Consider the following 21,510-nt stretch of genomic DNA (forward strand, 5'->3'; position numbering starts at 1 on the left):
GTGTCTTTATCATGGTATAGAAACTACCAGGATGGCATAGACCGGAAAACACGGCGTGTTTCATGATGCGTCATTGCACCCCGGCAAAAAGCCATCGCCGCGATAAACCCACCTAAGGATTTCCATGTCGAGCCTGGACGCCAAGCACTATCTCCTGGACATCGCCTTGCGACACGATCGCGTGCCTTCGTTCGATCGATATCCGTTTCACCTGCCCGCCGTAAAGCATCTGGGTCGACTTCAATTCCATCCGGCCATTACTTTTTTCGTCGGTGAAAACGGTAGCGGCAAATCCACCCTGCTCGAAGCCATCGCCGTCGCCTGGGGCTTCAATCCCGAAGGCGGTACGCGCAACTTCAATTTCCAGACACGCGCCTCGCACTCTGCTCTGTCCAGTTGCCTGCGCCTGGGGCGCGGCGTAGCCCGGGCACGCGATGGCTACTTTCTGCGTGCGGAAAGCTATTTCAACGTGGCCACGGAAATCGAAAAACTCGACGAGGAGCCCGCTCCAGCTCCTCCAATCATCAACTCGTATGGTTATCGCTCACTGCATGAGCAATCCCATGGCGAATCGTTCATGGCCCTGGTGAAGAATCGATTTTCCGGTGGTAGTTTTTTCGTACTTGACGAGCCGGAAGCAGCGCTGTCTCCAACCCGCCAGATGACCTTGCTCCATCGCATGCACGAATTGGTGGGTGCTGGCGCGCAGTTCATTGTGGCCACGCACTCCCCCATCCTGATCAGCTATCCCCATGCCAAGATCCTGGAAATCGGCGATGAAGGGCTGGTCGAAACGCCTTACAAGGAGACCCAGGTGTTCCGCACGACGCGAGATTTCCTCAACGCGCCAGAGCGCCACCTACACCATCTTCTTGACCAGCAATAGGCAACAGACTGGCTACTTTTTGTCCGAAGCTCCCTTGTCCTCGGGGAGATGCTCGAAACTGGGGGCGTAAGCCTTGACGAAGGCGTTCTTGAGCACATTGATGATGGCTTCGCTTCGACTGAGCGATCGCTGGTCGATCCTGCCCTCGATAGGCACCAACGTGGCAAACTGATCCTTGTCATGATTCTTGAATATCCACGTCACGCCTTGTACGGTGGCCGACCAGGCAACTTGCAGTGGATTCTTGTGCTCCTGCTCGACGTCCTTTTTCCAGCTGAACACCTTCAAGTCATGGAAGATGGGCTTGGCGTACCCGTGTAATTCCTTATCGCGGGCGGCCAGTTGCATGACAAAGTCGCCGCGACCACCGGAAAAATCCACCCCGGCGTAGGCACGCGCAAAGTCGTTGGCCCGAGTCAGGTCAACATGCAACACCTTGAGATCAAATTTGAAATCGCCTTCCGCTTCCAGTGGATTGAACTCGGCATGCAGCGTCATAGGCGCTTGGCCCAGGATGTCGGATTTCAAATCTGCCGTAGCTACGGACCCTCCATTGGCGTTACTGAGATTGGTTACTGTCGCTTCCACATGCGTGGCGCGCAGATCGACCGGCGGATCGGAAACGAAATTGCGGAAAGTGACGGTGCTGTCATGCACAGTCAATTGATCAATGCGCACTGGAGTCAGATGCTCCAGTTCCGCGCGCCAGTCCACGCCTTTGCCGTTCTGCGATCCCCCCTTGCCCCGGCTATCGACGAAGTTGAGCTCGGCATTGAAGAAATCGATCTTGGTGCGAACCACACCCCGGCGCAATGCATTCCAGCTGAGCGCGATATCGATGCGAGGCGCGTTCAACAATGGCACGGGCTCGCGATCAACCATGCGATTTACCGTCAGTCCACGCAAGGTGTAAGCACCGCGCCATAGATGGATGTCGATATCCGCGATCTGGCCCTGATAATCACCCATCACGGCGAAGCGATGATTGAGATAACGCAACACCGCGCTGGCCAGGAGCAGCCTTGCCACGATCAGGACGATCACAAGCACGGCCAGGCTGATGAGACTGTAGCGGTATCTTTTTTTCATGAGGTGGCGGCAGATACGTGGGTTGGCGCACGCATCGCCACGGCTTTCCCTGCATCCAGGCAGCTTGGCGGGCGATCATGCATATGGGTAGTGCCGCAGCTAAAGCCCTGGCGCGTCAATAGCGTGTGAGTGCGGATGCCCAGGACACGCCCTGGCATGTTCGAGTCATGCTCATGGACGTGATGATTTATCGATCACCTACGGTGATTTCGGTGTCTATGACGTAGGAGACATGTCCGATGCAGGAACCATGCAACATGGACCACTTACTCGGTGGTGACCCATCATCCAATCGGCGATGTGCGTGGCGATGGCTGCGCAGATCCTTGGTTATGTATTGATCCACGTCGTGCTATCGGGCGATGCCGGTCTCGCGGTGCGACTGGAGGCACTACGTCCCTCCCTGGTCGGTAACTTACAGGCTCTGATCAAGAAATAAGACACTCGACCAGCTTGGCTTCATCCGCGCTACACGCTCAGGCGACCAACCGCCTCACCGACTACGTTGGCAAACAGACGCGGATTACCAAAGGCACGCGCCATCAGCATGGCGCCATAGATCGTCGTCAGGAACGACTCGGCTTCCTGGCGCGCCGATCCCTTCAATAGGAACTGCTGCTTGGCTGCCCCCTGCGTCAGCACGGTTTCGAGCCATTGCGAGAGATCAGCGAAATGCGTGCGCACTACATCGGCTAGCGCAGGCGGCAGGCTGGGAAGCTCGGTAGCGAGTATGCCAGCCACGCAGAATGGGTCGGTGGACGTACTGATGCAGCGCTCCCAGTAGGCCACATAGACGCCTAACTGCTCCTTTGGATCGAAGGCCCCAGCGGCGAGGGTCGCAATCTGCGCACGAATCACCGACAAGGACTGTTCCACGACAGCCTGCGCCAGATCCGACTTCGTCGGGAAATGATGGTGGATGCTGGCTTTACGGATATTCACCACGTCAGCCACATCAGCGTAGCTGAAGCCGTGATACCCACGCTCGATGATGAGCGTTCGGGCCGAGCTGATGAGTTTCTCTGCAGTATTCACGCGTCAAAGCCTACCACTTGGTAGGTAAAAAATCAATACAGCCATGGCGCTCTCGATTCAAGGAAGGGATTGACGGCATATTCTACCTACTAGTAGGATGAACTCCTACCCCAATCGAGGAATCTCCCGTGTCCACTCTTTCTCCAGGCAACACCGTCCTTCGTAATTTCTATGGCTTGCGTGCGCTCGTCGCTTTCTTGTGGGTCGCCGTGGTCGTGTTAACCCGAAGCTCACCGCTGATTGGAGCCGTGCTGCTGGTGATTTACGCCGCATGGGATGCCTTGGCGAACTATCTCGATGCGCAACGCAACGGCGGTCTTTCCGCTAACCCCGGCCAACGCATGAACCTGGGTGTTTCGGCAGCTATGAGCGTGCTTCTGGCCGTGGGCTTCGTGTGGGGTGGCCCTGCCGGCGCCGTGGGTGTATTTGGCGTCTGGGCCTTGCTGGCGGGCCTGTTCCAGTTGATTGTGGGCATTCGTCGACGCAAGCAGGGTGGACAGGTCTTCATGATGATCAGCGGCGCGCAGTCCGCGCTTGCCGGCGGGGCATTCCTGTTCCGCGCGTTCAGCACAACGCCGCACATCTCCGACCTGGCACCGTATGCCGCATTCGGCGGTTTCTACTTCCTGCTCTCCGCGCTGTGGCTGAGCTTTCGCCGGCAACCGCAGGTTGTGGCTCACTGAACGCCACGATGCTGATTCGCCCCCGCTCGCGCTTAGGGACGAATTCATTAGTGATGCATGGCTCGACATCGTCACGACTCAGCGGTTTTAAAATCTCCAATCTGCCACTGAATTGCAGATAGCATCGCGAATGAATTGGCTCCTACGAGGTGGCTGGGCCGGCGACCAAGCCGAGTTTCAACAGGCTTTGCGCGGTTGCCACGATCGCATCTTCGCGCGATCGCGGCGACCAGCCGAGCAGGCGTCGCGCTTTTTCGCTGCTGGCATTCATCGGTACGCCGAGCATGGGCACTATGGCTTTTATCGACGGGTCCTTGAGAGCGGCCAGGCGTACGATCCAATGGGGCAAGACCCGTGTCGTGACCTTGTTTGCCACATCGCCCATACGCTGACGCAATACCCTGGCTACATCGATCATCCACATGCTTTCACCGGCTATCGCCAGGAAACGCTCATTCTTGGCCGCCGGGTCTGTCATGGCGCGCAAGTGCAGATCGGCCACGTCACGCACGTCGACGAAACCGGAATTGATCTTCGGACATCCTGGCTGCCCGTCCATCAACCGCCGAATCAGGCCAATCGAATGCGAATAGTCGGCGCCCAGTGCGGGCCCAAGCACAGCCACAGGATTGATCGCAGACAGTTCAAGACCTTGACCTTCCCGCGCGATGAACTCCCAGGCGGCCCGCTCGGAAAGCGTCTTTGATTTCTGATAAGGCGCGATACGGCCATCCAGTTGGCTCCAATCAGTTTCATCGAATGGCCGATCACGCGGCGGGTGGCCCATGCCGACCGCGCCAAAAGCCGACGTCAGCACCACACGCGACACCCCGCCATCGCGAGCGGCACGCAATACCCGCACGTTTCCATCCACGGCAGGCCGGATCCATGCATCCTCGGTGGCATAGTTGCCCGAAGGCGTGGGGGAAGCGCCGTGCAACACATAGCTGCAGCCTTCCACAGCCTGTGCCCACCCGCGGTCGGCAGTCAGGTCGGCCACAAAGAACGACAAGCGATCGCCAGCATCGATGCCGCCCTGCTTGAGATGCCTGCGCACCTCGGGCTCTCGATCCAGCGAGCGTACCGTCGTGCGCACATGATAGTTCTGCCCCAACAAGGCAAGCATGCAATGCTGCGCGATAAATCCAGTGCCGCCAGTGACAAGGACGGTCGATTCTTTCATGAGAATCTCCTGCAAGTTGATGGCCATTCAGCGGTCGATCGTGGCCATGATCCAGTCGGCATAGCGGTTGCCGGAGACCGTGCCGGACACCAGCGCATCGTCGAGTTGCTGCATGTCGTGGTCGCTGAGGTCGATAGTCACGGCAGCCATATTTTCTTCCAGATAGGTACGACGCTTGGTGCCAGGAATGGGCACGATGTCATCACCCTTGTGCAGTAACCACGCCAAGGCAATCTGGCCTGGCTTTACGCTCTTGGCCTGGGCCATGTCGAACACAATGCTGGCCGCACGTACATTGGCGTCGTAATTCACACCTTGGTAGCGCGGATCGATACGCCGCGTATCTCCTTGCGGATATTCCTCGGCGCGTTTGACACCGCCCGCGAGAAAACCGCGCCCCAAAGGACAGAATGGCACCAGGCCGATTTCCATCTCGCGCAACGCTGGAATGATCTGCGGTTCCAGATTGCGCTCCCACAAGGAGTACTCGCTTTGTAACACCGATACCGGATGTACCGCGTGGGCACGCCGGATGTTGTCGATACCCACTTCGGAAAGACCGAAGAACCGCACCTTGCCCTGCGCCACCAGATCGCCCACTGTGCCGGCCACATCCTCGATCGGTACGCTGCGATCGAGTCGATGCTGATACAGCAGATCCAGGTGATCGGTCTGCAAGCGACGCAGGCAACCATCGACCACACGCACGATATTTTCAGGCCGGCTATCCATACCTACGATCGTGTCTCCCTCAAAACGCGATCCGAACTTGGTGGCGATCACCACCTTGTCGCGGCGGTCCCTGAAAGCCCTGCCAAGCAAGGCTTCGTTGGTGAAAGGGCCATAATTTTCGGCGGTATCGAAAAAATCGCAGCCCAGTTCGATGGCACGATGCAGCGTTGCAATCGATTCGATCTCATCGGCCGGGCCATAGGACTGGCTCATGCCCATGCAGCCCAGGCCAATGGCTCCTACTTCCAGTCCCTGGCTGCCCAGGCGTCGCTTGCTCAATGTCATAAGAATGTCCTCAGATGCCGTGATATCGCCCTCTTTCACCGGTCGCAGCAGGCAACGCCAACGGCCGGATGATTGGCCGAATGTGAACATCGTAGGGAGACTTGATCGAATGATGAATGCTTGAGAGTGCGTTTTACTTGCGCGATAGTGCGAGCATGGCCGCAGACCCCTTCTCCGATATCCTTCGATTCACCCACGCCCAATCGCTGGTCACCGGAGGTTTCAGTGCAGGTGGCGACTGGTCCATTCGCTTTCCCGCGCCGGACAAGATCAAATTCTTCGCGATCGTGAAAGGGCGTTGCTGGGTGCACATCGACGGCGAGACCGAGCCGACCCGCTTCGAAACCGGCGATGTCGGCCTGTTGGCGGCACCTCGCTCGTTTGTGCTGTCCAGCGCACCGGGCCTTGAGCCGGTCGAGGCGATGAGCCTGTTCTCAGGTGCAGGCAGGAGCATGACCGTGCTGGGAAGCGGCGAAGACTTTACGCATGTGGGCGGCCATGTCTTGCTTGATCCAACCAGCGGAAGCCTGCTGGCTGATGTACTGCCGCCTTGGATCCACATCCCCGCGGCGTCGTCGCATGCACGCGTGTTTCGCTCACTGCTCGAACAACTGGTGGAAGAACGTGCCGAACAGCAATTGGGCACGCAACTGGCTTCGGCACAACTGGCGCAACTGCTGTTTATCCAGATCCTGCGCGCGCACATGAAAGCATCCGGTCCCATGCCAGTCGGCTGGCTGCGTGCCCTTGGCGATCCACGCATCGCCCCGGCCCTGCGCCTGATGCATGGCGATCCAGCCCGCTCCTGGCACCTGGATGACCTGGCCAAGGCCTGCGCCATGTCACGCACCACATTCGCCTTTCACTTCAGGACCAGCGCGGGCATCGCACCGCTGACATACCTTCTCGAGTGGCGCATGCGCCTGGCCAGCCGCAGCTTGCGTGATGAAGACACACCGGTGTCGGTGATCGCGCAGTCGCTTGGCTACACTTCCGAAAGCGCCTTCAGCCATGCGTTCAAGCGCGTGACCGGACAATCGCCCAAGACATATCGCCTAGCCGCGCGTGAGCCGACATCATCGGCTGCCGGTTACCTGTAACCGGTTGCCACCGGCTGCACATCCACGTTGATGCATATCGACTCGAGACAGGCAGTGCTGATGGATCAAGACCACATGGCAGGCTGTTGCTTGAAACATGGTATTGACTTGTCCATAAGCTCGATATGCCATGTGGGGAGCGCCAGAATGCGTAAATGGGCATGACCGTCGTGGTGCGCCTTGCTCATAGCCGAGACCTGCCGGCGCTGCGTGAGCTGTTTCTGGAGGCACGCCGGCGGACCTTTCACTGGCAAGCCGCTCACACGTTCCAACGTGACGATTTCGACAAGCAGACTAAGGGCGAACGGGTATGGGTTACCCTGGAAGGCGAGACGAAGCTCGTGGGCTTTATCGCGCTATGGGGACCGGAGCATTTCATCCACCATCTTTACGTCGACGCCGCGCATGTGCGGCGTGGCATCGGAATCACCTTGCTGCGCGCGCTTCCCGGCTGGCCCGGCACAAGCTACCGACTCAAATGCCTGTGTCGCAATGAAGCGGCACTATCGTTCTACCGAGCATGCGGATTCAATGCGATCGGTCATGGCACAGCCGAAGATGGTCACTACCTTCTGCTCGAACATGCCGGCAAAAATGGCGCCTGAGCACCAGCGGCATACTGGAGCGTTCCGCGACCCGGGGAACTCAAACGTAAGGCGTACCGACCGCCGCTGCCTTGACGCCCACCATGCCCTGGTCGACCACGTGCAGGAAAACCGCTTTTGCGCCCTTTTCATCACTGTCGCGACGATACGCCAGATGCGCCTGGGTAAAGGCCACCGCCCAGGTTGCCACAAGCAGATGGGCGAGCAGACAGGCTTGGGCATCCGACGAATCGCGCCCCACGCTCTGCGATAACGCCAAGGTAAGCAGCAGGACCAGCTCATCGCGTATCGCGCGTGCGCGTGCCTTGAGCGGCGACGTCCAGCGCTTCCTCATCGGCGTGATGACCGGCCTGGCGACACGCTATGACCTGCGATCACCTCACCCTATCGTCGGCACGCTGATGGGAGATCGTCCTATCGATTCCGATCATACGAATGCGTCGCTCTACGATCTCATGCAGAATGGCCATGGCGTGCTCCTCGATGGGTCCGCCCATGGCAACCCTTCGGCACTGGTGGCTTCCATGACGAATCAGGTGCACTGCGTACAGATCAAAGAAGGTCCATCGATGCTCCTCCGTCCTGACGCCTGTGTCGCCTGGGTGAGCGACCGCGATGACATCCATGGACTGGGCAACGCGCTGCAATGCTGGTTCGCATCCGCATAGCACCGGATCGTCGGCCATAGGTCACAGTGACCAGTAGCACTGGGCGATCCCCGGATACGCGGGAAGACTACCGGTCATCATCCAGGGAGAACGCGCATGATGGAAATGAGGCAATTTCGTGCGTTGATTGGATGCATCATGCTCGCCTGGGCCGGTTCCTCTGTCGCCGAAGAAAGTCGATTTCGCTTCACACAGGCACCGGGCCCCTTCCACGTCGGCTTCAAGGTCGTCGAGCAATACGATCGAACCCGCGATTTCGCGCCAGCTACCGATGACCTGGGCAAGTCATGGCAACAGGAACGCGCGCGCCCCATCCAGACGCTGATCTGGTATCCCTCCACGCAAGCATCCGGCAAGCCCATGACGGTCGGCGACTACCAGGCGCTGGCCGCTACGGAAACAAGCTTCGGCATACCGATTCATTCCGCGTCATTCACCAAATGGGAAGACCGGCTCAAACCGACGCAGGCCGAGCGGTTGTGGGCCATCCGGGATACGCCGATGGCCAAGGGACGTTTTCCCGTGGTCGTCTATGCACCCGGTGATACCGACAGCGGATGGGATAACGCCGACCTGTGTGAATACCTGGCCAGTCAGGGCTATGTCGTACTGGCCAGCGCCAGCGTCGGACCGCATACCCGCGACATGACCGATGACCTTGCCGGCATCCATGCGCAGGCGCGCGACGTCGCCTTTCTCGTTGCCTTTGCCGGCACGCTTCCGAACGCGGATACATCCAGGCTTGCCATGGTCGGATGGAGTTGGGGCGCGCTGGCACAGCTGTTCGTTGCGGCCGGGGACATCCACGTCGACGCCCTGGTCGCACTGGACGGCAGCCCGCGTTACTGGCCTGGTCTCGTCAAGGATGGGGGCGTAGATGCTGCGGCGATGACCACGCCGCTGCTCTTCTTCACTCAAGGTGACATCAGCATCGAGCGATTGTCCGAGGGCTTGATCACGCAACTGGCCAAAGGCCCCAACGTGCTCAATGCCTGGACACATGGAGACCTGCTGACCGTGCATATGCTGGGCATGACCCATCCAGAATTCAGCTCGATGAACCAACGACGCGTCGAATGGAGCTATTTCTCCGAAGACAGGAAGGCAGACTACGATCGTGAGGATGGCACGGCCTACTACGCCTGGATGACGCGATATACCGCCCGCTTTCTCGATACTTATCTCAAGCACGATGCCCAGGCGATGGCGTTTCTGAAACGTTCCCCCAGAGACAATGGCGTACCTGTTCATTTTATCGATGCGAACTTTCGCGCGGCTCACGGCGTAGCGGCATCGATCGATGGACTACGCGCCGAACTCGGTCGACGCGGATTCGAACATGCCGCTGATGTGCTTGATGCCATACGCGCAGACGACCCCACATTCAGCCCGGATGAAGATGCCATGGATGCCTGGGCATCCAGGCTGCTCGGCACAGGGCACGAAGCACAGGCCAAGGCCGTGCTTGAGCTCGACGTGCAAGCGCATCCGACATCGAGCCATGCCCATGAAAGCCTTGGCGAAGGTTATCGACGAATTGGCGAGGAAGCCAAAGCCAGGCAGGCCTTCATGAAAGCACTCGAACTTGATCCTGCCAATGCCGATGCCCGCGAACAACTGCATGCCACGCCGCGTTAAACCTTCACCGACATTGCATCGCTTCCAACCGGACACCATCCTGGGAATGGTCACGACTGAGGATGCGCGCCAGTTACCGACCATCCACAAACCTTACTCTTGATCGTCGCGACCAGCGTGCCCCGCCCCAGGGTCATGTCTCCTTTGCCCTGACAAAACTGGAGACCCTTGGTCACCATGCGTCCGGAGGCTTGCAAGTTGCAGTGGCCATGGGCATCTGACAACGGGCGATCCAACTGTGCGACCTTCAGCTTCAGCGCGTCGAACCTTGTGCTGGAAGCACCGCAGCGCGGACCGCCGCCGTACGGTGCCAATCACGGCAAACAACAAGCAGCAACAGAGATTTCACGGGCGAGGCATCTTGCGGCAAGGTCGATTCCTGGCAAGGCAGCGCTCCATGCAGCGGACCGGATGTGCCATCCCTCACGCATCGACCGTTATTCTCATGCCGTGACAAGCGAGCCCAATGACTTTCCAGGGATTTATTCAAGGTTTCCCCTGAGCACTATTCATCGTTTTTAAAATCAATAACCCACTCTAATTTCCGCAATGACAAAAATCACGCCCATCAATTTTGTGAGCTGCGCGACATAATCACCCAAACTCGAATGCTAGCGTAATAAACAGGCGCCACGTTAACGCGGCACCTGTAATGCAAGGGGCTGACAAGCGCTTCCGTGCGCCTGTTGTTATATCGAGACTCCAGGCAGTCCGATTCATTCACTGGATGGACCATGGCAAACCTGCCGCGTTGCGGTGACAGGTCAGCCAGGCGTGTGCGCCTGCCCGACTACTCGATAAAAGCGGTATTTGCTTTTCCATGAAGGTTCAACCTTGAGGGAGCACACATCCATGACCCATCCTGGATTCATGACGCTATGCAAGCTTGCACGCAAGCCTTTGACGGCCACCTTGGCATGGGGCCTTGCCATGCAATGCCTGCCCGCTGCCGCGGCTACGCAAGTGGCCGATACCACGACCTGGACAGCAACCCGGACTCACGCATTCGCCAGTAGCGATGCCTCCTTCAACGGCTACGCCGCCGACCAGGAGCCCGTATCGATCACCATTGCATTGAAGCTACGCAACCAGGATGTGCTCGACAGCTTTACGCACGAGCTATTTCGTCCTGGCAGCCTGTCATATCACCAGTTCATGAATACCGAACAGAGCACGGCAGCCTTCGCGCCAACGCAACAGCAGGCCCAGGCTATCGCCGATTACCTGACCCAACAAGGCTTCACTCATGTGCAGATTGCCGCGAACCGATTGCTGGTGACCGGCGATGGCACGGTAGGCGCGTCGCGCCGAGCTTTTCGCACCGAGATCGGACATTTCACGCGCAACGGGCATGACGGTATCGCCAACACCCTGGACGTGCAGATGCCTGCGGCCTTGAGCGGCTCGGTCGATCGTGTGCTTGGCTTACAGACGCTAGACCGGGCGCAGACACTTTCATGGCACGGCAAGATGCAACCCGTGCCCGTGTCGCCTGCCACCCCTCATGCGAATTACCACATTGTCACCAGTCCGGACGGCAATCCCAATGCTCACGGCTACTATCCGCAGGAATTCGCCACGGTCTATCACGCTGGCAGCGCACCTGCGGCAACCAATACGACAGCCGCCATCATCGGCTTCGGCAGCATGACCAATGCGGTCAATGACCTGGTTCAGATGGAGAACGGCCAGGGACTTTCCATTACACCGACCCAGGTCGTGACGATCGGCGGCGCCAGCTCCGATGACGGTGGTCAAGGCGAATGGGGCATGGATGCGCAGGCCATGGTAGGCATCAGCGGTGGCCTCAAGCAGCTCACCTTCTATGCGGTCGGCGGCAATGAAAGCCAGAGCCTTGCCTTGCAGACCATCAATCGTGTCGTCAGCGACAATACCGCCAGGGTCATCAACATGTCCTGGTCGTGGCCCGCCTGTGAGGATTCCACCGCGGGTTGGGCTGATTCGGCTTTTCAGCTCGGCGTGGCGCAGGGCCAGACTTTCTCGGCAGCCAGCGGCGACAACGGTGCGTTGCCCTGCAACGTCTCCGGAGGCAATGGCAGTTATGGCTCCACGCGCGGCGTCGAGTATCCAGCCAGTTCACCCTATGTCGTGGCTGTCGGCGGCACGACCTTGAGTACCACGACTGCCGATGCGTACCAGTCCGAGGCGTCGTGGCCGTATAGTGGCGGCGGCATCAGTGCACGCGAAGCGAAGCCCTCATGGCAAAGCGCCCTGACGGGATCCTTCCGCCAGTTGCCTGATGTGGCCTTCGATGCGGACTGGACCAACTCACCGATCGTGGTTTACTTCACCGCCAGTGCGTCCGGTGGCATCCCTGCATCGGGGTATTACACCAATGGGGGTACCAGCCTGGCTTCACCGCTGTTCGTTGGCGCCTGGGCACGTCTGGAAACGGCCTATAACAACGCGCTCGGCTTCGCCGCACCGTCGCTGTATGGCTACGCCGGCACATTTCCCTTCCACGACGTCGTCAGCGGTAACAATGGTTATTACGCAGCAACCGCCGGACGCGACAACGCCACAGGCTGGGGTAGCTTCGACATCCAGGCCGCCAACAGTTTCATTGCCGCCAACCCCGGCTTCATCTCGGGAACGACCGGGCCTGGGGCCTCACATGCAGGCATGACCTGGACGAGCCGGGCAAGCGTCGTGCATGTTGGCATCGACAGCGCCAGCAATCCTTATACGGGCGATACCGCCGTGACTACGGCGCTTCCGGTGCTGTGCTTCAATCCGGCCAACCTACCTGCACCAGCTGGCATCAACTTCGATTTTTCCGATGGCTGGGCTGCTGGCACGGTGGGAGTGACTTCCCCCGTGGCCGGCACACAATTGACCAGTCGCGCTGTCGCCGATGGACTTTGCGCATCCGCGCACGGCAGTGGATGGCGGATGGCCGAGTTCCATGACGGCAATGGTGGGTGGACGATATGGGCAGCCGGATCGATCCCTGCCGGCAATGCCCGCTTCTGGACCGCGATCAACGACCAGCCGGCCAATCCTTGGGATACCACATCCGGAAAGGCTCTTACATGGACTCCAATCGCCCCTCCATCCGGATCGTTGGTCCACGTGGGCAACGACAGCATCACCAATGCCTACACTGGCGACACGCCCGCCACCTCGGTACTGCCAGTTCTGTGCATCCATATCACCAATGCCGCGGCTCCTTCCGGCATCACCTACGATTACTACGATGGATGGGCGCCCGGAAACGTCGCTTTTACCTCGCCGGTGGCAGGCACGACGCTGACCAGTCGTGCTGTCGCAGACAGTGTGTGCTCGACCGCCTACGGCAGCGGCTGGCGAATGGCTGAGTTCCACGACGGCAATGGCGGTTGGTCGTTCTGGTCAGCTGGACTCACCACGGCCGTTAATACGCGCTTCTGGGTGGCGATCAACGACCAGCCGGCCAATCCCTGGAACTGAGCGATCCATCTCGACCACCCTGGCAGCCATCGCTGATCGCTGACCTGCGGCGCCGTAGCGATACGGCGCCGCTTTCCGTTCGCGGCGCAAACCAACAGAAAGGGCATCAAGGCGCCTTTTCATGTGCTCATTTTTATTTAAATGCGATTTTGTGACGCCACTCGCATTAGCTCAAAGATATTGCCATGCAACGCACAAATTAATCAGTAAAAACCTGAAAAATTTCATGTCCAACCCAATCGCCGCCCCATAGAAAGGAAAACAAATCACATAAAAACAAATATTTATCACAAATGACAACGATTACCAATTGCAACGAGAAAATATCGAATTTTTAATTTCACACCCTTTTGACATGAGCGATATTTAACTCCGACCCAGCGCGAAAATATCGCGTATTTGGAACGGGGAAAACGTGCAGCCGCATACATGGCCTCACCTCTCGGTGGTGGTCACGGATAGCTATACCCGATAGCGAATCGATGCACACACTTCGCTCCTGCAAGTGGTGTCGCCTCTTCTTCATGACGAGGTGGGCCACGGTTTTGCCACATCATTCCCTGACAAGGACGATTGCGATGAAACTCCCAACTCTTTTCTCCCCGAACCGGCAAAAACTTGGCCTCTTTCTCATCATCGGCTGCACATCGCTTTTTTCCCTGGCCCAAGCGCTGGATGCCGGCAAGACAAACGTAACTTCAACGGCACCGCTGCCAACGCTGACGCCCCAGATTCCGCTGGAAATCAAAGTGACCGGCTCGAAACCGACGCTGGCCTCCCTGCAACATGACTTCGACGTCTTTTCCTGGCAGTCGTTCATCGCGCTTAACTGGCCAGCCAATGCCGATGGAACGCCCAATACCACGATCACGATCGGGCAAGCCATAAATAGCCCAGTGGTCTGGGAAAGTTATCGGGAAAGCCGCACTATTTTCCTGCCGGGCGGCGCCGCGCCCGCACCCTGGGGGCAGGACAGCCCACTTCCAGCCGTATGCAAGAACATCGACCCCAAGCGTCTTCCCCCCGGCACCATGCACCTGACTCAGGTCGGCAAAACCGCCACCGTGCTCGATGAAAGTAGCGAGCCTTTCAAGACTGGCCCTCTTATCGACCAGAACGGCCAATACGCGCGCTTTGCCATCCTGACCAACGAAACGATGTTCAACTACATCGATAGCAACAAGCTCTACTCCAGGAGCGGGCAAAAAACATTCAACGCCGATGCCGACTTCCCCTCCAGCAATACGACCTCCCAGCAAGTGGGCTCCATCATGATCAAGACGGCATGGGTCAAGATGGGCGGGAAGTACGATCCATCGAAGTTCTATACCACCTACGCCCTGGTCTATGACAATCCTGCAGAAGAACCTGGGGTCAAACCTTCATGCGTGCTCACGCAAGTGGGACTTGTCGGTTTCCACATCGGCCACAAGACAGCCGATGAACCCCAGTGGGTGTGGTCCACCTTCGAACATGTAGACAACGTTCCCACCGCAGGCCAGAAGCCCACGCAAGCGGCGTACAACTTCTTCGATGCAAGCTGCAAGACATGCAAGGTCAACGAGCCTCCTGCGCGGCCGTGGAATCCCGGAACACCTTATACAAAGCCCAGTCAGGTCGAGCGCGTCATTGCCATCACTCCCGATGCACAGCAGCTCAATAACTCGTACCACCAGGCGTTGGCGGCCGCAGTGCCCGGCTCGGTGTGGCTGAACTACGAACTGGTCAGCACGCAGTGGCCAACCAATGCAAAAAGTCCGACAGATCCCACGGGTGTCCCCGCGCCGTCGTTCCTGGCCAACACTACCTTGGAAACTTACATCCAGGGACACGTCAAGCAGACATCAAGCAGTTGCATGGCTTGCCACAACAACGCTACCACCACCAACGGCAACGCCGCGGACTTCACTTATCTGCTTCAACGCGCTCAGTAGACCTCAAGGAAACCCGCCATGAGCAACGATATGGATAACTTCATCGGCCTTAGCGCCGTGCTGACAGGCTTCAACCAGAGCGTGCTTGCACCCGACCTGGATCCTGTGGACATCAAATCGGAATACCTGCCCTTCTTCACCCAGAAGATCGCACAGGAAAGCGGCGACCCGGCACTCGTGGGCCAGATCTTCGACAAATACGCCGCCCTCCAGGCGCAGAACCTGACGCCACAACAAATCGGCCAGGCCATGCTGGACCCGAGTAACGGCCCTGCGTTCGTGCTTGCCTGCCGCAAGCTGATCTTCATGTGGTACGCCGGCGCGTGGCCAACCATCATTCCCGCCACGGCCAGTACGCAGGCCACCACGGTGAGCGATCTGATTTCGGAAAACGCCTATACATCAAGCCTGGTCTGGCAGGTCATGCAATCCCATCCCATGGGTGACTCCAACTACCGCTACGGTTACTGGACCAAGCCCCCGGCTGCGCTTAGCGACTACACCGGTAATTGAGGAAATCACATCATGACCACACAAACCTATGACCTGGTGATTGTCGGCTCGGGTATTTCCGGCTCCATCGTCGCCTACCAGCTGGGCAAGCAGGGCAAGAAGGTGTTGATCCTGGAAGCCGGCCAGGAAGTACCAGTCGATCGCAGCGGCTACATGAGCACTTTCTTCAAGGCCAACGCAAAGACTCCGGAATCACCGTATCCGCCGACCACCCAAGACCCGAAGGCATCCACGCCGGACAATCCCCTGGGTCTGCCCAATCCGGCCCTGGAGAATGTGCCTCGCTACACAGTGTTGCAGGTCAATGCGTGGCGCAAGACGGATCAATGCTACTTCACCTATCCACCGCAGGCGCCGGGCCTCACCGGAGACGATCCGGAAACCGTATTCGCCTTTGCCAGCTCCTATGAACGCATCGGCGGCGGCACGACCTGGCACTGGCTTGGAACCAGCCTGCGCCTATTCCCGCATGACTTCGAGCTCAAGACGATGTACGGCCAGGGAGTGGATTGGCCGGGCGGCGCGACGTTCTATCAGGCACTTGTCCCGTACTACGAAAAGGCCACCAATGAAATCGGCGTGGCGGGTGACAAGACAGCCCTGGATAAAATCTACACTCAGTTCGACGTGGAGCCGTCGGGCACCTATGGCCCCAACTACAACTACCCCATGCCACCCATCGTGACGTCGATGGTGGATGGCGTGTTCGGCCAAGTCACTAATATCACCGTGGATGGCAACCCGCTCTACATCACTCCCACGCCGCAGGGACGCAACTCGCTGCCCGGTGATCGGCGCCAGTGCGCGGGCAACACCAATTGCATTCCCATCTGCCCGATCCAGGCCAAATACGACGCGACCGTCACACTGAACAACGCGCTACAAACAGGCAATGTCGATATTCGCTATCGCACCGTGGCCAACAACATTCGCGTCGATGATACGACCGGTGAAATCATCGGCATCGACTACATCACCTACGACGATCACTTGGGTCCGCAGACCGGGACCGGCACGGCGGTCGGCACCAAGTATCTGCTCGCCGCCCATGCCATCGAGACACCCCGGCTCTTGTTGATGTCGAACAAGAACACGAATTTCCCCAATGGCGTGGCCAACTCCAGTGGGCAGGTCGGGCGCAATCTGATGGACCACGTCATGTACCTGGCCTGGGGACTGGCCAAGGATCCCGTTTATGCCTACCGTGGTCCGCTATCGACTTCGGGCTTCGAATCGTTGCGTGACGGAGCATTTCGGAGTGAGCGCTCAGCTTATCGCATCGAGATAGGCAACGAGGGCTGGCAGTGGGCTGCCAACGATCCGTACACCACCTTGGCCGACTTCGTATTCGGCCAGAACAGCAGCCAGCTCAATGGCAATTCGGTCAACCAGCAGGGACAGCCGCTGCGCTTTGATCCCTCTTTGCCCGCCAACAGTCAGCTCTTCGGTGAGCAACTGGTCGATACGCTCAACGCCATCTACATCCGGCAGATTCGGCTGGGATATCTTATCGAGCAGCTCCCCGATCCAGACAACCGGGTGCAGATCTCCACCACGGAGACGGACCACCTGGGCCTGCCCCGTCCCTTGGTGACCTATCGCATCCGTAGCGACTACGAGCGCAATGCCTTTGTTTCCGCCAAGGCCGTCTCGACAGAAATCTTCAATGCCATGGGTGCGACGGAATACACCATCGCCCCGCCCGATCCGGTGCTTTATGGAACCCCGGACCAGGTAACCGCGACCAACTTCCAGTATCAGGGAAACAACTTCACCTTTTACGGTGCGGGCCATATCGTAGGCACGTATCGCATGGGCGACAACAAAGCCGACTCGGTGCTCAATTCACGACAGCAATCGTGGGATCACAGTAACCTGTACATGGTCGGCAGCGGTGTCTTCCCGACGGTCGCCACCGGCAATCCCACCCTGACCATTGCAGCACTCGCTTTCCAGGCAGCGGACAATATCCTGGAAGATCTGGGTCGGTCCGCCGCGTAGTTGAGACAAGTGCACGGCCGCTGTGTTCTGAGTGGAACGTCGCCGTGAAACCTCGCCTGTTCTGTTCGCTGGCATGCCGACAGGCATCGGATGCCAGCGAACAGACTGCAAACTCAGGTTCGGACGAACCATCTCCACGCGCTGGCGAGCGCTGCGACGTCAATCGGCAAAGCAACGATGACCATGAGGACCAGGATGGCTACCGGGCGGGCAAACCAGCCCTGTTCGGGCGTCTTCAACGCAGCCGCTCAACGCTGCAATCGCCAGGCCACAAAGAACGAGCAAAAGACCGTGCTTGACGTATTTCATGGATGAGTGTCCCTCGGCATGGAGTGGCTTGAGGACTTGCCCGAACACCAGCATTCGGCCAGGCCTCGTATGGATGTCGCTTTCATGCCGCCATATCGACGACATGTCTCCAAGAACGCCGAGCGCGTTTTAGCGCTGACCTGGTCAGGCATGCCGGGTAGGATGCTGTTCAGCAAAAACCTGCGGCATGTTCTTGAGTTCACGTAGCATCCTTCTTGTCTGAACCTTCTTCGTCTCCCGGCACCTTGCCAATCCATACATTCATGTTCGGGTTCGCCACGGCGATGCCAAGCTGCCTGAAGCGATCGGCGATACGTCGATTAATTTCGCGCTGCACACCCCAGCGCCCCTTGTCCGTACAGCGCACTTGTCCCACCAGCGTGATTCGCGAGCCATCGACGGCATCGACACCCCATACCTCGATATCTGCGAGTATCTGGGCCTTGTACGCGGGATCTTCACGCATCGAAGCGCCAATGCTTTTCAATTCATCCAAGGCACGATTAAGGTCAGTGTCGTAAGTCACATCGATGCGAACCGCTGCATTTCCCAGGCCACGATTCGTGTTGTTGACCGTGGTTACCGAGCTGAATGGCACGATATACAACGAGCCATCGCCTCCGCGCAGCCGCACCGTACGAATGGAAAGATATTCCACGCTTCCGGAGACGCTCCCCACGGTGACCCAGTCGCCGACCTGCATGGCGTTCTCCATGAGCAGGAAGATCCCGGTGATGAAATCCTGCACGAGCTTTTGCGAACCAAATCCCAGCGCCACACCGATGATGCTGGCGCCTGCCAGCAGCGGTCCGGTGTTGACCCCCAACTGGCTCAAGGCGGTCAAACAGACGATCAATACCATCACGACCAGCAGACAGGTACGCAACATCGGTAACAAGGTACGCAATCGCGTCGCTCTCACCACGTCGCCACTGTTGGACCACTGATCCAGGCGTCGCCCGATCGCGGTATTGAAAAGCTCCCATACCGCAATGGCAAAGATCGCAGCAATCAGAATGGTCAGTGTCGCTGAAGCCAGGCTTCGCCCGATAGTGCCGCGCGCAAACCAATCGATCGCGCCAAGCCCCCAAACCTGCAACAACGCAATGACAGTGGCGACCATGACGATCGCGGTCACGATGGCCCGGGTCAACGCATAGTATCGATGCAGGCTGCTGCGCGATCGGCTCGCAATCTCGCCACCGTGCTCAAACGTACGTGTGATACCGCCCAGAATAATTACTGCGGCCAGTCGCGCCAAAATCAGCACGGCCGCCGTGCTTCCAAGGAAATGCAGCAAGCGTGTAAAGCCATCTTCAACGCCCATGGCCCATACGACCCACAGCCCCATCACAATCGCGATCGCCGCGATAGCCCAGACCTGCGCCAGCCAGCGGCGAATGGTCGCGATAGGACCTTGCCCCATCGCGGCAGGGGCCAGGTGGCGACTCACGGGTAAGCGGACGTGAATGATCAACGCAACAGCCGTGAGGTGAACCAGCAGGGACGCCATCTTGAGGATAGCTTCCCGGTCGCTGGCATCACCGCCCAAGGCCTGCACCGCATCGGCGATTGCCAGACCGAATGCTCCAAAGATAAGCATGGCCCGAACGTAATGCATCAACGCCCGCCCCGTCGCTGGCGCCATCGGTATCAGGCGAAGACCATGTCCCTCTGGCGATACGAGCGCACGAACAATCGCGATCCCGGCGCGCAAGGCAACGTACGCAGTGACAAAGGATGTCACTACCTGATCCAACGCTTCGTCGCTGCCTTCCATCCACTGTGCCACCAACCCGGTAACAAGCAGAAACAGCGCAATCGGCAGGAGATCAATCAGCAAAGCCGCCAATGCATACGGCAGATGACGCAAGGTACGAAGATGTGCTTTCGACTTATCCACCAAGCTAGGCTGCGGGCTCGGTTCGGCGTTGGCCCGAGTCGACACATCTGCCGGACTGCCTCCTGAACCACCATCCCCCGACGGTACACTTACGGCCTCCGTTTGCTCGACGCCCTCTTTTTGTGTGCGAACCAGGGCCACATCGTCGGCAATAGCTGGCGCATCCGGCGACAAAGCCACGGGGTCACCAAGAGCGGGGGCTGACCCAGGCCGCAAGGCAGCCATATCGACGGAGTCAGCATGGGCGACCAGGGCTGTACGGGGGCGGCGCAACAACGCATATAGAGCCCCTTCAAGCACCAAGCCGGCGGCAAAGCTTCCTGCTAACGTCCCCAGTGCGTGGATCAACCAGGCGCGCGTATCGGGAGACTCCATGTCACTGGATGCGCGCGCCAATAACCGGGAGAGATTCCCGGTTGCGCCTTTTAATTGACGCAACTGCACACCCAGCCCATCGACCCAATGCTTGATATGGCGAAGTATGCGCGCCGTAAGCCCGTCTTCTTGCAACGGGATGGCTTTGTTGGTTGCTGCACTATGCGCCACCGCCGGCGCCGACTTTATCGGCGTAGACACGACATGAGACGTAGACGCGACCCCGGCAGGGGCTGCTTGTGCGATCACATGCAGCGTCTCCAGCGCCTGAGCACGCTGCTGATCGCTTTCCAGTACAGCAATAGCTCTCTGCGCCTCTTCCGGGGAAATCGAAGCCCGAGATATCGAACGGGAAGATGCTGGTGCGGTGAACGTTTGCGCGCTCACTGAAATAGGAAGCAGTATCAGATACACCAACGCGATAATGCGCGCGCGACGAGAAGACATGGCTTTGACCGTCGGATCAGGAGCTCATCACCCTCCGACATATCATCCGCCTCGTCAATCGAAAGCCTGTGAAATCATCGCAATGCGCTGCGCTACAGCGGATCATCCAGGGCCCGCAGCTTATCAACCGATCGTTACCAATAGCGCACGTATCAGGTGCTCCACCTGATCACGATCCCTAGCATCGAACGTAAAAACCGGAAGATCCCTTGCGGCATTAGGCAGGGCCTCTCTGACATGCTGGATTGAAAAATCCCGGTTCCTGTCGGCGTGCGTGATGCCTATCACAATAGCCAGTTGGTCATCGATACTACGCAGAATCTCAATCCATCGTGAACATTCGTAGATGAGATCGGGACTGTCGGCTCGAAGCAGCAAGATGACTCCCAGTGCGCCATGGAGCAAAATGGGGCGCATGAAGGAAAAGTGATCCTGCCCCGGCAATCCATAAATAAATAAGGGCGGCCCGTGATCCAGGGCCACTGAAGCAAAATCCAGCGCCACGGTAGTGGTGGTCTTCTGTCCGCCATCTGACTGGGTCATCGGCACGTCCGTGGAGATGACGCCAGCATCCCCCAACACCCCGATCGCAGTCGTCTTACCAACGCCGACCGGTCCTGCAAGCACGAATTTGAGTGACTTCTCCACCTGAGCTTCCTTAAGTTCGCCGCAAC

Annotated in this window: 18 protein-coding genes; 11 read left to right on the plus strand and 7 right to left on the minus strand. The window is 58.5% G+C overall.

Going from position 1 to position 21,510, the window contains the following annotated elements:
• The first annotated feature begins 124 nt into the window (after nucleotides 1–124).
• The gene (locus VF436_RS17155; protein WP_330905252.1) at nucleotides 125–886 is read left to right on the plus strand and encodes an AAA family ATPase; all 762 of its coding nucleotides are present in this window, start codon (nucleotides 125–127) and stop codon (nucleotides 884–886) included.
• A 12-nt stretch (nucleotides 887–898) separates the two neighbouring features.
• Here VF436_RS17155 and VF436_RS17160 read toward each other — a convergent pair whose 3' ends face one another.
• Nucleotides 899–1,975, minus strand: coding sequence for a DUF748 domain-containing protein (locus tag VF436_RS17160; RefSeq protein ID WP_330905253.1), 1,077 nt, complete (start codon nucleotides 1,973–1,975; stop codon nucleotides 899–901).
• Between the two features lie 310 nt (nucleotides 1,976–2,285).
• Between VF436_RS17160 and VF436_RS17165 the strand changes: the two genes are divergently transcribed.
• The gene (locus VF436_RS17165; protein WP_330905254.1) at nucleotides 2,286–2,414 is read left to right on the plus strand and encodes a hypothetical protein; all 129 of its coding nucleotides are present in this window, start codon (nucleotides 2,286–2,288) and stop codon (nucleotides 2,412–2,414) included.
• Between the two features lie 29 nt (nucleotides 2,415–2,443).
• Here VF436_RS17165 and VF436_RS17170 read toward each other — a convergent pair whose 3' ends face one another.
• Nucleotides 2,444–3,010 (minus strand): TetR/AcrR family transcriptional regulator, encoded by a 567-nt coding sequence (locus VF436_RS17170; protein ID WP_330905255.1) that lies wholly within the window; start codon nucleotides 3,008–3,010, stop codon nucleotides 2,444–2,446.
• A gap of 128 nt (nucleotides 3,011–3,138) precedes the next feature.
• Here VF436_RS17170 and VF436_RS17175 point away from each other — a divergent pair, with 128 nt between their 5' ends.
• Entirely contained in the window at nucleotides 3,139–3,693 is a 555-nt protein-coding gene (locus VF436_RS17175) for a hypothetical protein (RefSeq protein WP_330905256.1), read from the plus strand.
• 142 nt (nucleotides 3,694–3,835) lie between these two features.
• On the opposite strand, the gene VF436_RS17180 is transcribed toward VF436_RS17175, so the two are convergent.
• Both VF436_RS17180 and VF436_RS17185 read right to left on the minus strand, forming a co-directional pair.
• A complete protein-coding gene (locus VF436_RS17180; protein ID WP_330905257.1) occupies nucleotides 3,836–4,876 on the minus strand; it encodes an aldehyde reductase in 1,041 nt (346 codons plus the stop codon).
• A 27-nt stretch (nucleotides 4,877–4,903) separates the two neighbouring features.
• On the minus strand, nucleotides 4,904–5,893 hold the full coding sequence (locus VF436_RS17185; protein WP_330905258.1) for an aldo/keto reductase: 990 nt from the start codon (nucleotides 5,891–5,893) through the stop codon (nucleotides 4,904–4,906).
• Nucleotides 5,894–6,048: 155 nt separating this feature from the next.
• Here VF436_RS17185 and VF436_RS17190 point away from each other — a divergent pair, with 155 nt between their 5' ends.
• Nucleotides 6,049–6,993, plus strand: a complete 945-nt coding sequence (locus VF436_RS17190; protein WP_330905259.1) for an AraC family transcriptional regulator — start codon at nucleotides 6,049–6,051, stop codon at nucleotides 6,991–6,993.
• A gap of 155 nt (nucleotides 6,994–7,148) precedes the next feature.
• A complete protein-coding gene (locus VF436_RS17195; protein WP_330905260.1) occupies nucleotides 7,149–7,598 on the plus strand; it encodes a GNAT family N-acetyltransferase in 450 nt (149 codons plus the stop codon).
• A gap of 40 nt (nucleotides 7,599–7,638) precedes the next feature.
• Here the strand turns inward: VF436_RS17195 and VF436_RS17200 are convergent, their stop codons facing one another.
• A complete protein-coding gene (locus VF436_RS17200) occupies nucleotides 7,639–7,932 on the minus strand; it encodes a hypothetical protein (RefSeq protein ID WP_330905261.1) in 294 nt (97 codons plus the stop codon).
• Nucleotides 7,933–7,939: 7 nt separating this feature from the next.
• On the opposite strand from VF436_RS17200, the gene VF436_RS17205 reads away from it, so the two are divergent.
• From VF436_RS17205 to VF436_RS17230, 6 genes are all read left to right on the plus strand, one after another.
• Entirely contained in the window at nucleotides 7,940–8,266 is a 327-nt protein-coding gene (locus VF436_RS17205) for a hypothetical protein (RefSeq protein WP_330905262.1), read from the plus strand.
• Nucleotides 8,267–8,404: 138 nt separating this feature from the next.
• Nucleotides 8,405–9,904: a hypothetical protein gene (locus VF436_RS17210; protein ID WP_330905263.1), complete on the plus strand. Its 1,500-nt coding sequence runs from the start codon at nucleotides 8,405–8,407 to the stop codon at nucleotides 9,902–9,904.
• Nucleotides 9,905–10,756: 852 nt separating this feature from the next.
• Complete coding sequence (locus tag VF436_RS17215) at nucleotides 10,757–13,354, plus strand: S53 family peptidase (RefSeq protein ID WP_330905264.1); 2,598 nt, start codon at nucleotides 10,757–10,759, stop codon at nucleotides 13,352–13,354.
• 578 nt (nucleotides 13,355–13,932) lie between these two features.
• Nucleotides 13,933–15,288 carry a hypothetical protein gene (locus VF436_RS17220; protein WP_330905265.1) on the plus strand — a complete coding sequence of 452 codons (1,356 nt, stop codon included), beginning with the start codon at nucleotides 13,933–13,935 and terminating at the stop codon, nucleotides 15,286–15,288.
• Between the two features lie 18 nt (nucleotides 15,289–15,306).
• Nucleotides 15,307–15,801: a hypothetical protein gene (locus tag VF436_RS17225; protein ID WP_330905266.1), complete on the plus strand. Its 495-nt coding sequence runs from the start codon at nucleotides 15,307–15,309 to the stop codon at nucleotides 15,799–15,801.
• A 12-nt stretch (nucleotides 15,802–15,813) separates the two neighbouring features.
• On the plus strand, nucleotides 15,814–17,802 hold the full coding sequence (locus VF436_RS17230; protein WP_330905267.1) for a GMC family oxidoreductase: 1,989 nt from the start codon (nucleotides 15,814–15,816) through the stop codon (nucleotides 17,800–17,802).
• A gap of 508 nt (nucleotides 17,803–18,310) precedes the next feature.
• Here the strand turns inward: VF436_RS17230 and VF436_RS17235 are convergent.
• Together VF436_RS17235 and VF436_RS17240 are read right to left on the minus strand one after the other, a co-directional pair.
• On the minus strand, nucleotides 18,311–20,590 hold the full coding sequence (locus tag VF436_RS17235) for a mechanosensitive ion channel domain-containing protein (protein WP_330905268.1): 2,280 nt from the start codon (nucleotides 20,588–20,590) through the stop codon (nucleotides 18,311–18,313).
• Between the two features lie 369 nt (nucleotides 20,591–20,959).
• Nucleotides 20,960–21,484, minus strand: a complete 525-nt coding sequence (locus tag VF436_RS17240) for a hypothetical protein (protein WP_330905269.1) — start codon at nucleotides 21,482–21,484, stop codon at nucleotides 20,960–20,962.
• Nucleotides 21,485–21,510 lie beyond the last annotated feature (26 nt).

It is taken from the genome of Dyella sp. (assembly GCF_036384435.1).
In the GTDB taxonomy this organism is placed as follows: Bacteria; Pseudomonadota; Gammaproteobacteria; order Xanthomonadales; family Rhodanobacteraceae; genus GSA-30.